This window comes from Haliovirga abyssi, assembly GCF_030295325.1.
Taxonomy (GTDB): Bacteria; Fusobacteriota; Fusobacteriia; order Fusobacteriales; family Haliovirgaceae; genus Haliovirga; species Haliovirga abyssi.
This window is the reverse complement of sequence record NZ_AP027060.1, coordinates 182,040-196,153: the sequence shown is the minus strand read 5'-3', so window position 1 is coordinate 196,153 and position 14,114 is coordinate 182,040. Positions and strand designations below refer to the sequence as shown.

At 26.5% G+C, this 14,114-nt stretch carries 10 protein-coding genes; 9 read left to right on the top strand and 1 reads right to left on the bottom strand.

The annotated features are described in order from the left end of the window. Positions 1 to 13: 13 nt before the first annotated feature. The 5 genes from RDY08_RS11210 to RDY08_RS11190 all read left to right on the top strand — a co-directional run bounded on the left by RDY08_RS11210 (position 14) and on the right by RDY08_RS11190 (position 5,602). Positions 14 to 445: a Crp/Fnr family transcriptional regulator gene (locus RDY08_RS11210; RefSeq protein WP_307905504.1), complete on the top strand. Its 432-nt coding sequence runs from the start codon at positions 14 to 16 to the stop codon at positions 443 to 445. A 368-nt stretch (positions 446 to 813) separates the two neighbouring features. Next, positions 814 to 1,857, top strand: a complete 1,044-nt coding sequence (locus RDY08_RS11205) for an ABC transporter substrate-binding protein (protein WP_307905503.1) — start codon at positions 814 to 816, stop codon at positions 1,855 to 1,857. Positions 1,858 to 2,085: 228 nt separating this feature from the next. Continuing rightward, positions 2,086 to 3,804, top strand: coding sequence for an ABC transporter permease (locus tag RDY08_RS11200; RefSeq protein ID WP_307905502.1), 1,719 nt, complete (start codon positions 2,086 to 2,088; stop codon positions 3,802 to 3,804). An 11-nt stretch (positions 3,805 to 3,815) separates the two neighbouring features. Next, positions 3,816 to 4,883 carry an ABC transporter ATP-binding protein gene (locus RDY08_RS11195; RefSeq protein WP_307905501.1) on the top strand — a complete coding sequence of 356 codons (1,068 nt, stop codon included), beginning with the start codon at positions 3,816 to 3,818 and terminating at the stop codon, positions 4,881 to 4,883. Positions 4,884 to 4,891: 8 nt separating this feature from the next. After that, entirely contained in the window at positions 4,892 to 5,602 is a 711-nt protein-coding gene (locus tag RDY08_RS11190) for an MgtC/SapB family protein (protein ID WP_307905500.1), read from the top strand. A 617-nt stretch (positions 5,603 to 6,219) separates the two neighbouring features. On the opposite strand, the gene RDY08_RS11185 is transcribed toward RDY08_RS11190, so the two are convergent. After that, positions 6,220 to 6,891, bottom strand: a complete 672-nt coding sequence (locus RDY08_RS11185) for a cyclic nucleotide-binding domain-containing protein (protein ID WP_307905499.1) — start codon at positions 6,889 to 6,891, stop codon at positions 6,220 to 6,222. A 102-nt stretch (positions 6,892 to 6,993) separates the two neighbouring features. On the opposite strand from RDY08_RS11185, the gene RDY08_RS11180 reads away from it, so the two are divergent. From RDY08_RS11180 to RDY08_RS11165, 4 genes are all read left to right on the top strand, one after another. Then, positions 6,994 to 8,523, top strand: coding sequence for a YjjI family glycine radical enzyme (locus RDY08_RS11180; RefSeq protein ID WP_307905498.1), 1,530 nt, complete (start codon positions 6,994 to 6,996; stop codon positions 8,521 to 8,523). Beyond that, positions 8,516 to 9,346 (top strand): YjjW family glycine radical enzyme activase, encoded by an 831-nt coding sequence (locus RDY08_RS11175; protein ID WP_307905674.1) that lies wholly within the window; start codon positions 8,516 to 8,518, stop codon positions 9,344 to 9,346. Before RDY08_RS11180 ends, RDY08_RS11175 begins: the two co-directional genes overlap by 8 nt. A 583-nt stretch (positions 9,347 to 9,929) precedes the next feature. Further along, a complete protein-coding gene (locus tag RDY08_RS11170; RefSeq protein WP_307905497.1) occupies positions 9,930 to 12,281 on the top strand; it encodes an alpha/beta hydrolase in 2,352 nt (783 codons plus the stop codon). Positions 12,282 to 12,318: 37 nt separating this feature from the next. Beyond that, the gene (locus RDY08_RS11165; RefSeq protein ID WP_307905496.1) at positions 12,319 to 14,097 is read left to right on the top strand and encodes an alpha/beta hydrolase-fold protein; all 1,779 of its coding nucleotides are present in this window, start codon (positions 12,319 to 12,321) and stop codon (positions 14,095 to 14,097) included. Positions 14,098 to 14,114: the final 17 nt, after the last annotated feature.

The window sequence follows — 14,114 nt, the reverse complement described above, 5'->3', positions numbered from 1 at the left end:
TGGAGGTGAAGTTATGAAAGATATGAAAATATTTCATGGATTAAAACAAGAAACACTTGATTTCATTGAAAGCTCAAGCAAAAAAAGAAAATATAAAAAGGGAGATATTATTTGTGTGGAAGGAAACCCAGCAGATGAACTGTTTTTTATAGAGAAAGGAAAAGTTAGGATATCTTCAAAAGGAGAAAGGCTTGCTTTTTTAGCGCAAGGTGATGGATTTGGAGAAATGAGCATAATTGATATGATGAGTAGAGCTACAGATGTTATTGCTGAAGAAGATACAGAAGTTTTTGTTTTGGAGAAAAAATATATGTATAAACTTTATAAAGAAAATTTAAAAGAGTATGTAATAATTTTGATGAATTTAGCAAGGGAATTAAGTAGAAGGTTGAGAAAAATGGATAAATTGGTGTCTAGAATGGAGAGAAAATTCAAAAAGTTATAGTTTGGGAATGGCTTAAAAATAATATCCGGATTTTGTTATAAAATACGCAATGATTTAGGAACGCTTTAAAAACAACCTTATCTTTTTGTTTTAAAATACGCAATGATTCAAGCGTTTTTATAACAAAAAATGATAAAATTATTTTATAAACGTTCTTTAGATTAAAAATTAATCATAAATTTATTTAAATTTAAAATATACGAAGTGTAAACTTGACAATTTCAAAGGGTTTTCAATGCAAAAAAGAGCGCTTTTTAAAAACGCTCTTTTTTTGTTCATTATTTCGGACAAAAGAATTCTTTTTTGGGATTTTTATTCTTAGAAATATAAAGTATAATCTTATTAATAAAAACTAAGGAGGTACGAAAATGAAAAAGAATCTAGTAATGGGAATGATTTTAATGTTCGTAGCAGGAATTGTAGCACAAGGAGGAGTGTTTGACTTTTTGTTCAAAAATAAAAAGCAAGAAACACTTACAGTTTATGCAGGAATGATGGAAGATTATGCATTGAAGGCAACAAAACAATTTGAAAAAGAGACTGGTATAAAAACTAATATGGTGAGAATGAGTGGTGGAGAAATATTAGCTAGAATAAGAGCAGAAAAAGAAAATCCAATTGCTGATGTATGGTTTGGTGGAGGAGCTCTTACTTTTATAGAAGCTGATCAAGAAAATTTATTAACACATTATTTATCACCAATGAGAAAAGAGATAATAAGTAATTTTAAGGATAAAAATGGAGCTTGGACTGGAATATATAGTGGATATCTTGGGATAGAAGGGAATAAAAAATGGTTGGCTGAAAAAGGATTAGAGTTACCTCAAACATGGGATGATCTTTTGAAACCAGAATTTAAGAATAATATAGTAATTGCACATCCAGGTTCATCAAGTACAGCATATAATTTTGTAGCAACAATCATTCAATTAAAAGGTGAAGAAAAAGGGATGGAATATTTAAAGAAATTTAATCAACAAGTAAGACAATATACTAAATCAGGATCTGCACCAGGAAGAATGGTAGGATTAGGGGAAGCTCCAATAGCAATAGGTTTTCTTCATGATGGAATAAGATATCAAAAAGAAGGATACAAAGATCTGATTTTTACTACACCAAAAGAAGGAACAGGATATGAAATAGGAGCTGTAGGAATTGTTAAAAATTCTCCAAATCAAGCAGCTGCTAAGAAATTTGTAGATTGGGCATTATCAAAACAAGCTCAAGAGATTGGACAAACTGTAGGTTCATATCAATTTCTTACAAATAAAAATGCAACACCACCAAAAGAAGCATTGCAATTAAAAAGAGCAAAACTTATAGATTATGATATACAATGGGCTGGAGCAAATAGAAAAAGACTTATAGATAAATTTAGTAGAGAGACTAGAACAACAATTCCAACTAAATAATTATAATAAATTTAAAATAATTAGGAAAAATATTATAAAAAAACTAGTGAAAAGAGAGATATATTTCTTTTTGCTAGTTTAAATATGGAACTTATTTTTTAATGTTCCTTAGAAAAGAAATTATGCAATTTTTCAATGCGAAATTTTTTAGAAGCTAAAAATTCAGAAAAATATTTATGTTTTGAGAGAGGGAATATAGCTTTTTTTACGGCTCATTAGGAGGGACAAATGGTAGAAAAAACAATAAATTTAAAAAAGAAAAGGGAAAATAATTTTTCTTTAAAAATAAAAAATGAAATAATAAATATAAGGAAAATATATGATGATCCAGTATTAATGATAACAATAATTTTTTCTTTATTAGTTGTAGGTTTTTTTATATTGCTTCCACTTTTTAATATATTAAAATCATCGCTTTTACAAAATGGGAAATTGACATTATATCATTATAAGGATGTTTTGAATCAAGCAAATTCTCTTCAAGTTATTTGGAATACAGTAAAATTAGGAATGGTTACTGGAACGCTTGCAACTGGAATAGGATTTTTATTTGCATATGTAATAACTTATATAGATGTGCCTGGGAAAAAAATATTTGATTCAATAGCAATATTACCAATAATATCACCTCCATTTGTTATAGCATTATCAGCAATATTGTTATTTGGAAGAATAGGGCTTATAACACATGGAATTTTTGGAATAGAAAATGAAATTTATGGATTTACAGGATTGGTATTGGTTCAGACATTAACATTTTTTCCTGTGGCATATCTGATGTTGGTTGGGCTTTTGGAAAAAATAGATCCTTCTGTAGAAGAAGCAGCTAGAGATCTTGGAGCGTCGAGATGGCAAGTTTTTAAAACAATTACACTTCCACTTATGGTTCCTGGGTTAGCTAATGCATTTTTAATAGTCTTTATACAAGCTATAGCAGATTTTGGGAATCCAATGGTTATAGGAGGTAATTATACTACTGCAGCTGTTCAAATATATTTGCAGGGTATAGGGAGCTTTGATATGGGGGCTGCTACAGCGTTATCAATTATATTATTATCTTTATCAGTTGGGATATTTGCATTCCAAAAATATTATATAAGCAAAAGATCATATGTAACAGTAACTGGAAAGGTCTCTAAAGCTAGAGAAAAAATAACAGGAAAAAAAATAACATATTCGATGACAGCAATATTATTTATAATAACTTTAATTGTAGGAATGATGTATGCTCTTATACCAATAGTTGCTTTTGTAAAATTATGGGGAGTAAATTATTCTTTATCATTAAGTCATTTTAAATATGTGTTTGCTCTTGGATTAAAACCAATATTAGATACAACATATTTAGCTTTAATAGCTACTCCAATAACAGGAATAATTGCTATGATAATAGGATTTTTAATTGTTAGAAAAAAGTTTATTGGGAAAAATTTTATAGAATTTATGACAATGGTAGCATTAGCAATTCCAGGAACTATTATAGGTCTGGGGTATGTTATTACTTATAATAAAAAACCATTAGTGCTTACAGGAACTGCAATGATTATATTAATTGCATTTATAATTAGAAATATGCCAGTAGGAATAAGGTCGGCAATTGCAGCGTTACAGCAAATAGATCCATCAATTGAAGAAGCTGCAAGTGTATTGGGAGCAAACAGTCACAAAGTATTTACATCGATTACTTTACCAATGATAAAACCAGCATTTTTTAGTGGACTAATTTATGCTTTCGTAAGAAGCATGACTTTAATAAGTACAATAATATTTTTGATATCAGCAAGATATAATTTGTTAACACCTGCTATCATGAGTCAAATTGATTTGGGTAGATTAGGGGTAGCATCAGCATATTGTACAATACTTGTAATAATTGTAAGTGTGTTTATAATGATAATGAAGTTATTATTTAAAAAAATTGGAATAGATGAAATTTCAGAAGTATAGGAGATGATAAAATGAAAAACAGTAAAAGAGTGGCAATTAAAAATTTAACAAAAACATTTATAACTGGAGAAAATAAAAAGGTGCATGCAGTTAAAAATATAAATTTGGACATAAATCCTGGAGAATTTGTTTGTTTATTAGGTCCTTCTGGATGTGGAAAAACAACTACACTTAGAATGCTTGCAGGATTTGAGTCGCCAACAACTGGTCAAATAGAAATAGGAGATGAAGATGTAGCAAGATTAACTCCAGATAAAAGAGATACAGCTATGGTTTTTCAAAATTATGCACTATTTCCACATATGAATGTATATGAAAATATTGCTTATGGTTTGAAGTTGCAAAAATTACCTCCAAATGAAGTTAAGGAAAGAGTAGAGAAAACATTAAAACTAATGCAAATGGATGACTTTTCCAAAAGAGTTCCATCTCAAATGTCAGGAGGACAACAACAACGTGTAGCTTTAGCAAGAGGAATAGTTATGGAACCAGGAGTTCTTTTATTTGATGAACCATTATCAAATTTAGATGCTAAATTAAGAATTCATATGAGAGATGAGATTAGAAAAATACAACAAAAAGTTGGGATAACATCTATATATGTTACTCATGATCAATCGGAAGCTATGGGATTGTCTGATAAAATAGTTATAATGAATGAGGGGAATATAGAACAAGTTGGAACTCCATTAGAAATCTATCAAAGACCTAAAAATGAATTTGTAGCTAATTTTATAGGAAAAGCAAATATAATTAGTGGAAAAGTAAAAAATAGAGATGGGAAATATTTAATTATAGATATATATGGAGTTGAATATGCTATAGAAAGTGATAAAAATTATAGTGAAAACGAAATAGTGAATTTAGTTATAAGACCTGAAGCAATAGATATTTCAGGAAAAGATTTCTCTGGAATAGTCAAAAAGACAATATTTATGGGGGCTCATCATGAATATGAAATAGAATTTTTTGACAAAAGGATAGAAATATCGTATAATAATCCAATTAATCAGAAAATATATGAAAAAGAAGAAACAATATCTTTTTCATTTGAATCTAGATCTATTCACGTTTTATAGGAGAAATTATGGAACATTTAGAATTAAGTCAAATATTTATAAGAATTTTAGCTGCTGTATTAACAGGTGGAATAATAGGGTTAGAAAGAGAAATTAATAATAAACCAGCAGGATTTATTACACATACTCTTTTATGTGTCGGAGCAGCTGTAATATCTATTATACAGGTGAAATTAAGTTATGAAACAATAAATTTATTAATAAATCATCCGGCTTTGGCTCAAGGAGTAAAACTTGATGTTGGTAGATTAATTGCGCAGGTTATAAGCGGAGTTGGATTTTTGGGTGCAGGAACAATAATTCAAAAAAAGGGGAGTATAAAAGGGATAACCACAGCAGCAACATTATGGCTTACTGCGTGTCTTGGTATTGCAGTTGGGTTGGGATATTTTTATCTTGCATTAGGGACAGCTGTTTTAATGACAATATTAGTTTTTATTTTAAAAAGAATTGAACTATATTACATTGAAAAGAGAGTTAGACATAGAATAGTGGTAGTATATTTAATTAATGAAAATGTAGAAAAACAAATTAAAGATTTTTTGAATATAAGAAAAGTAAAAATCAGAGGAAAAAAACCTCTTAGCGAAATTTATAATGGAGAAGAGACAGAAAGAAAAACAATATTTAATTTAATGGTTCCCAAATTTATAGATTTTGAAAAAATGATAGTTGAAATGGAAAAATTAGATAGTATATTAAAAATAATAAAAATGTAAAAAAGTTTACTTTGGGTGCGAATTTAGGATTAATATTACTAAAATTATTTAGAAATATAAAATAAATTAAAGAAAATAAAAAAAAGGTTGATTTTTGCAAATTTATGAAGTATATTATTAATAGAGGGCGGGAAAGATTAGATTTAGATTTAGATTATGTTTAGATTGGATTTAGATTAATGCTCCAGAGTATAAGAATTAAGAATTAAGAATTAAGAAGTGAGATTGAGAATTAAGGTTGGGAAGTAAGAGTGGAAATCGAGAATAGAATTAAAAGTTAAGAGTTAAAAGTTAAGAGCAAAGAATTAAGAGTGAAGAATGGAATTTGAGATTAGAATTAAGAGAAATAAGTTAAAGAAAAAGATTATAATTAGAGTTAAGTTTTAAAGTAACTAGGATTGGAGCAATAAAGAAATTGAAAATTAAAAGTAAGGCGAACAGATTAAAGCACTATTAAAACGCCCTCTGAAATATTTGTAACAAAAAGAAGAGTCGGGAATTCCCGGCTCTTCTTTAGTGTTTAGGAACATTTGAAAAATAATTTTTTATATTTTTGATAAAAAATTTTGAATAGTAACTTATTCTATGAAAAAAATTTTTTCCTATTAAATAAAAAATTAAAAATCCACAAGCAAAATTTCTAATTTATCAAAATTTTCTATTTGAAAAGAACTTTTATGTTTTTTTATAATTCCATCATTTTCAAATTCATGAACAACTCTTAATAATTGTCTATAACTTACACCTAAAAAAACAGCTAAAGAAGTAAGAGAATCAAAATTAACAATATCATCTTTTGTTGTAGAATTTAAAAGATGATGTGCAAATTTTATTTTAAAAGGATAAAGAGAACTGATGATTAATGTTTCAGTTGTACTCTCTAATTTTTCAGAAATAGTTTCAACTGCATATTGCCAAAATTTAAAATCTTTACCTAATTTACTATTAATAATTTCAAAAGGTAATGCTATTGCTAAGCATTCTTGTGAAGCAACAACATCAAGTCTAGAAATTCCAAATCTTTTTAATTCGACATCTCCTATTACGTGAAATGGGATTAAATATGATATTAATATCTGTCTTCCATCTTTTAGGGTCAAGAAAACATTAGCAGAGCCTTCAATTAAAAAATATAAGTAATTTAATTTTTGGCCGGCGACACATATATACTCATTTTTTTCAAATTTATGTAATTCAAAATAATTAATATTAAAATCGGTAAAATGTGTGTTTAATAGATGTTTATCAATATATTTTTTTAGTGATTTTGGGTTAGATAAAATTTTCATAAAAAAGCTCCTTATTGTGACATATGTCATTTTATTTATTTTATAAATAAAGTATACTATATTTAGAGTGAAATTAAAAGATTTTTTTAGGGGGAATATTTTATGGAAAAGATATTAGATATAATAAAGGATGAGCATTTAACATTTGAGCAACGTGTATATTCATTGGCGAGAGCAGCAGAAAATATGGTTGACGTATTACATTTAGATGATAAAATAAAAAAATGGATGGATAAAGATATAATTTGCGATTTAGCTGAGGGGAATGCTCCATATAAGCCAAGATATGTAGTTCCAGATTATCAAAAATTTATGGAGCAAGGATCTCAATTTTTAGAATTATCTAAACCAAAAGATATATGGGAAGCTGTAAATAATTTGTTAATATTATATAAACATGTTCCATCAGTTACAATGGTTCCCGTTTATTTAGGGAATATAGATACACTGTTAGAGCCATTCGTAAAAGATGAAAAAGAGGATGTAGCAAAAGAAGCTATAAAATTATTTTTAAACCATATTGATAAAACAATTACAGATTCGTTTTGTCATGCAGATATTGGTCCATTAGAAACAAAAGCTGGGAAATTAATTTTAGAAGTTTCTAAAGAGTTGCAAAATCCAATTCCTAATATTACTATAAAATATGATAAAGATAAAACAAGTGAAAAATTTGCAATTCAATCAATAAAAACAGCACTTGCAGTGGCAAAACCCAGCTTTGCAAATGATGAAATTTTTAGAAAAGATTTTAATGGAGATTATGCTATAGCAAGTTGTTATAATGGTCTATATATTGGTGGCGGAAGTTATACGCTTGTAAGAGGAAAATTATCAAAATTGGCATTAGAGGCTAAAAGTAAGGAAGATTTCTTTGATAATTTATTGCCTGAATTTGTAGATAGAATAACTAGATTTATGGATAAAAAGACAAATTTTATAGTTGAAGAATCAGCTTTTTTCAAAAGTAATTTTTTGGTAAAAGAGGGGTTAGTTTCGAGAGATAAATTTACTGGAATGTTTGGAATAGTTGGATTAGCGGAATGTGTGAACGAATTGCTTAGCTTAGAAAATTCTAATGATAGATTTGGACATAGTAAAAAAGCAGATAAACTAGGAGAAGAGATAATAAAAAAATTATCAGAATTAGTAAATGAACATACAAACAGATATTGTGAAATATCAAATGGGCATTATTTATTACATGCACAAGTTGGGATTGACAGTGATTCTGGAGATAGTCCAGGATGTAGAATCCCAATAGGAGAAGAGCCTGATATTTATGAACATATTGTTCAATCAGCACCTTTTCACAAATATTTTCCATCTGGAATAGGTGATATTTTTAAATTTGATGAAATGGCAAAACGAAATCCTAAAGCTATATTGGATATTATAAATGGAGGATTTAAAACAGGATTAAGATATTTTTCTTTGTATGAAGATTGTGCAGATGTGATTAGAATTACTGGATATCTTGTAAAGAAATCAGAAATGAATAAATTGGATAAAGGAGTTGCAGTTTTAAGGGATACAACTGTTTTAGGTCAAGGAGGTCGAGATAATTCAGGTGTATTAAATAGAAAATTAAGAGGAAAAGATGAATATGAAAATGGAAGTAAAAATGTCTGAAGCGTTAGTAAATAAAATAATTCCATTTTCCAATGTAGATGGTCCTGGAAATAGAACTGCAGTTTTTTTACAAGGTTGTAATTTGAATTGTTTGTATTGCCATAACCCTGAAACAATTAATATTTGTAATAATTGTGGGAAATGTGTAACTGGCTGTCCTGCAGATGCTCTGGAAATATCAAATGGGCGAGTTATATGGGATAGTGATAAATGTATAAATTGCGACACTTGTATAAAAGTGTGTCCAAACAGTTCTACTCCTAAAGTAAAAAAATATAGTGTTAAAGAGGTTATGAAAATAATTTTAGAATATAAAAATTTTATTTCTGGAATTACATTTAGCGGAGGGGAATGTACGCTAAATCATCAATTTATTGTAGAAGTTTTTAAAGAAGTACATAAATATGGATTAACTTGTTTTGTAGATACAAATGGATTTTTAGATTTTGAAAATTTGCCAGAATTGGTTAAAAATACAGATAAATTTATGTTGGATATAAAAGCTTGGGATAGCAGTGAACATATAAAATTAACAGGAAAAGATAATAATATAATAAAGAAAAATTTAGAATATCTTATAAAGTTGGATAAAATTTATGAGATAAGAACTGTTGTGGTTCCTGAAATATTGGATAATGAAAATAGCGTAGTAAATGTAAGTGAAATTCTATCAGGAACAGAAATTCAATATAAATTGATAAAATTTAGAAAAAATGGAGTTAGATTAAATTTGATTAATGTAGATATGGCTACAGATAGTTATATGGAAAAATTAAAAAATAGAGCAATAGAAATTGGAGTAAAAAAAGTAGTTATAACGTAGAGATGGTTAGAGATATACAAGAGATAGTTTTAGAAGTTGGAGATTAAGGAAAAGCTCATAAATGGCTAGTGTTAAAGCTGTTTGTGGGCTTTTTTAATTGTGCTAGTTAAATTATATACTGTTTGTGCGTGTTGCATCATAGTATATAATTGTAATTAAAATAGTTCTATTAAAACGTCTCAAATTCCATTTTAGTTGTATAAGTTACTATATAGAACACAAATTATGATTGACTTTAATTAAAAAACTTTATATAATGATTAAGGCAAGAATAGTATTTTTTTGAAATTCTTTTACTTTATATACATTTTTATGTAAAATCACACAAATCATAGTAGAATTTTTAAAATCAAAGTAATTTTTGCAAAAAAACAAAAAAATTAAATTTTTAGGAACATTTAAAAAGCAATTCTCTCATATTGTGTTATAAAATATTTAAATCACTGCGTATTTTATAACAACTGCCAATTTTTATTTATCAGTATCCAACCTGTGGTTTTAAATAATTTTTTTCTTTGTGTGCTTTGCGTCTTTGTGTTGAAATTATTTTTGACACTACCAAAAAATAAATAAGGGAGGAAACATGAAAAAAGCATTGTTATCATTATTAGTTCTAATATCCTTAATTGGTTGTACGAATACAACTAAAAAAAAAGTATCAAGATATTTTAAGTTAAATGTTGAAAATTTATCTACAAAGATAACAGGAAAAGAGATAAATCTATCATGGAAAATTGCAAATTTTAAAAGAGTAAAAGAAGTTGAAATCTATTTAAAGCTTGATAGTGAAAGGCGGTATCGGAAAATTGATACATTAAAAAAAACAGTTCATAGTTATAAATATAAAAATGGAATTCCACTTGTGGAATATAATTTTAAGATAGTTCTTGTAAATAGAGATGATAAAAAAAGTAAAGGGAAAAAAATAAGTGTATATATTAGGAAAAAAAATGTACTTGTTGAAAAAATAAGAGATTACAAAGTATATATTTATTTACCAGATGGATATGATGTTTCTGATGAAAAATATCCTGTTGCTTATTTTTATGATGGAGATAGTATTTTTGATGATAAAGGATGGAATGGCGATAAAATAATAAATAAATTAGAAGCAGATAATAAGATAAAAAAAATAATTGCAGTTGGAATTTCTGGTGGGAGTGAAAGATTTCCAGATATAGAATTTGTAATAAAAAAGATAATTCCATTTATTGATAGTAAATATAGGACTATTTCAAATAAATATAATAGAGCTATTATTGGATCTTCTGCTGGAGCAGGGATGTCAATTAGAACGGCATTTGCTTATCCTGATAAATTTTATTACGTTGGCTCAATGTCGTATCATGGTGTTATTGATAATCTGAATTTCTTGAGACAAAATAGTAAAAAAGATTTGAAAATTTGGCTTGATGAAGGGTTAAAAGAAAATAATGCTGATTATTTCTACTGTGGCGGGAGATATGCTTTGAATATTTTGCTGAATAAAGGATATAAATATGAAAAAGATATTGTTTTTTACGAAGATATAGAAGGAAAGCATGATCCTATAAGTTGGGGTAGAAGACTAAAAAAACAATTAATTTATTTCTTTGGAAATGAAGATAAAAAAATTAAAAAATTAAAATTAGAAATTGGAGTTTTAAGTGGAATTGGAGAGTATTTTAAAATAGTTCCAATGATACAATATAATAACGGTTTGGAATATAGTGCAATAAAAAACATTCAATATTCAATTGTCGATGGGAAGAAAGCTGAAATTTCAAAAGATGGATATTTTTTATTTAATGGAGAAAAAGCTATAACAATAAAAGGAAAATATAAAGACGTTTCAAGCGAACTAACAATTAATTATGACTCTGATATAAAAACGAAAGAAAAAGGAGAAAATTTAATAATTATATCTAAATTGCTTATAAGAGAAGTTAAAAATGGGTATAAAGTAATAAAAAATTTAAATATAAGAAGAATGAATAGTATAGATTATATCTCTTTGAAGGATTTGTATAAAATATTAAAATTAAAATTTGTAAATTTAGAATATAATATAAATAATGGGATTATATATTTTGAAAATAATGGAATAGTAGAATTTGAGATTGATACAAAAAAATCTATTATAAAAAATAGAGAAAAAAAAGTACTGAATTTAGGGGATTATAATTTGAAAATAGTATCAGGAGAGGGAAAGAAATATATACCGATGATTTTTATTGGAGATTATTTTTTTAATAAAAAGATGAAAATTTATAATACAAAAGTAAGTAATCTTTTGGAAAATGATAAACTGTTTAGAATAATAAATAATGAGCAATTTTCTGATAATTATAGAGCTCAAACGGATAAATTAAAAGAATTTGATTTTATATATTTGAAAAAATTAATTTCAGAAAAAATAGCAGAGAGAGAAAAAAATAAAATTAAATTAAAAAATATAAATAAAGAATATTTAGAGAAAGTGAAAAAAGCAAATAGCAGTTATGAGTTATATGATATTTTAAATAAATATTTAAAACAGGTATTGCCTAATTCTTTTTTCATAACTTATGGAAATCCATATAATGTTGAAAAAGAGTTATCAACAAAATTTAGATTTAAAGATGGAAAAGTCATATTTTTAGTTGGAGATGTTGTAGTAAATAAAATAGATAAATTAAAAATATATGAAATACCTGAATATAAAAGAATAAAAGATAAAAATGATTTAGAGAATATCAATAAATATATGAAGCGAATTAATCAAATTTTTAAAGAAAAAGCAAAAGATTGGGAACTTGATTCAAGCTATAGTGCATTGGAAATTGACTATGAGAAAAAGGGAAAAAAGGGGAAATTTAGATTAGATTATGAAATGAAAGATTTAAAAACAAGTATTGATCCTAAATCAGATTTTTTTGTTATGCCGGATAATTCAATAGTTGTAATAAAAGATTGATTAAAGAGTACTCAAATATATGGGGAGGTTTAATAGTATGAATTTGAAAAAAGTTTTTAGCATAATTATTATTGTAGCTTTAATGGCAGGATGTACTGCAAATAATGTGAAAAAAGTAAAGTTATCAAAAAATCAAAATGTAAGTAATAAAGAATATAATAAACAAATAAGTTCATTTGATGAATTTTATAGAGGACTTTTAAAGGAGAAAATAGAGTATAGAAAAGATTTTATAAAATTTTATTTTAAAGATATAGTTCAAAAAACAAAATTTCCAATTATTGAGGGTAATAAGATTACATTTGTATATTATGGAAATGTTCATAAAGTTACATTAGTTGGAGATATTAATGATTGGGGAGAACCAGGATATAATTTCAAAAGAGTAAAAGGGACTAATTTATTTTTGGCACAAATTAAATTAGATATTAAGGCTAGAGTAGAATATAAATTTATTATAAATGACTCTGGTTGGATAATGGATCCTTTAAATACGGAAAAGCAGTCTAATGGAATGGGAGGTAGTAACTCTATATTTAAAATGGACAATAGGGCTCCTAAAATAGAGAGAAAATATAATAAAAAAATAGCACATGGAAAAACAGAAGAGGTAAAATCAAAAGAGATAAAAAGGGCTATGGTGGTTTATCTACCACCAGAATACTCAAAAAACAAAAAATATAAAGTGGCATATTTTCAAGATGGATCGGGGTATTTGGAGTATGGAGATGTTAAAAATATTTTAGACTATATGATTGAGAATAAAGAAATTGAACCAATAGTAGGTGTATTTATAGATGCTGTAGAAAGAGCTAAAGAATATTCTTCAAAAGACAATATAAAATATGTAGACGAATTTGTAAATATAATTGTTCCATATGTAGAACAAAATTATTCTGTAGGTAGATCAAAAGAAGATAGAATTCTTGTTGGAGCTTCGGCAGGAGCCAATATATCTGCATATATAGCGTATAAACATGCTGATATGTTTGGATATTTTCTTTCACAATCAGGAGCATATAATGAATGTGGATATTTTAAAGGAGATCATGGTGATTTTGAAAATATTTCAGGAGAAGCTTTTGCTTTGGATATAGATAAAAAGAAATTTCCATTAAAAGTTTTTTTATCAACTGGAATAATGGAAATATTTTCAGAAAGTAATAAATGGATTTACAATGAATTAAAAAAGAATAAAACAGTAAAAGGAGTTAAATTTGTACAACATAATTATGCTCATAATTGGTCGCAATGGGGAGATACTTTGAGAGAAGGATTTATATGGCTAATTGGAAATGAAAAAGATCAAAAAGAATTTGAATTAAAAAAATCAAAACGAGATTATATTAAAACAAGTGTAAATATTGTTTGGGAAGATAAAGGATTATCAAGAAAGATGAATGCAAAAAATGGAATGATTGCTATAAGTGAATTAAAAAAACCAATTTATGAATATAAAGACAGTAAAGAGTTGTTTAACGATTTAAGAAATATAATTTATTATAAAAATATAATTCCAAATGAAACAACTGTAGCAACAATAAAAACATCAAAAAAAGATATGAATTATGCAGTAATCTATTTTTATGATACTAATTCAAATAAAAAAATGGATATTAACGAATATGCAGAAATGATGAAAACTATAAATTATAAATTAGATGAATTGCATCAATATGAAGTTGTTAATGATGTGGTAAGTGCTGATTTACCTTCAATATATTTTGAAAATAAGGGGGTAATGTATAAATTTAATATTCTTACTACAATTAAAGATGATAATATAAATTATATGAAAATTGTTGCAGAATTTTGATTGTGATTTGGGTTAAA

Excerpts from the sequence above, each read along its gene's own strand:
- RDY08_RS11180 (WP_307905498.1), top strand. The coding sequence starts at position 6,994 with ATGGAAAAGATATTAGATATAATAAAGGATGAGCATTTAACATTTGAG.
- RDY08_RS11190 (WP_307905500.1), top strand. The coding sequence starts at position 4,892 with ATGGAACATTTAGAATTAAGTCAAATATTTATAAGAATTTTAGCTGCT.
- RDY08_RS11195 (WP_307905501.1), top strand. The coding sequence starts at position 3,816 with ATGAAAAACAGTAAAAGAGTGGCAATTAAAAATTTAACAAAAACATTT.
- RDY08_RS11200 (WP_307905502.1), top strand. The coding sequence starts at position 2,086 with ATGGTAGAAAAAACAATAAATTTAAAAAAGAAAAGGGAAAATAATTTT.
- RDY08_RS11170 (WP_307905497.1), top strand. The coding sequence starts at position 9,930 with ATGAAAAAAGCATTGTTATCATTATTAGTTCTAATATCCTTAATTGGT.
- RDY08_RS11205 (WP_307905503.1), top strand. The coding sequence starts at position 814 with ATGAAAAAGAATCTAGTAATGGGAATGATTTTAATGTTCGTAGCAGGA.
- RDY08_RS11175 (WP_307905674.1), top strand. The coding sequence starts at position 8,516 with ATGTCTGAAGCGTTAGTAAATAAAATAATTCCATTTTCCAATGTAGAT.
- RDY08_RS11165 (WP_307905496.1), top strand. The coding sequence starts at position 12,319 with ATGAATTTGAAAAAAGTTTTTAGCATAATTATTATTGTAGCTTTAATG.
- RDY08_RS11210 (WP_307905504.1), top strand. The coding sequence starts at position 14 with ATGAAAGATATGAAAATATTTCATGGATTAAAACAAGAAACACTTGAT.
- RDY08_RS11185 (WP_307905499.1), bottom strand. The coding sequence starts at position 6,891 with ATGAAAATTTTATCTAACCCAAAATCACTAAAAAAATATATTGATAAA.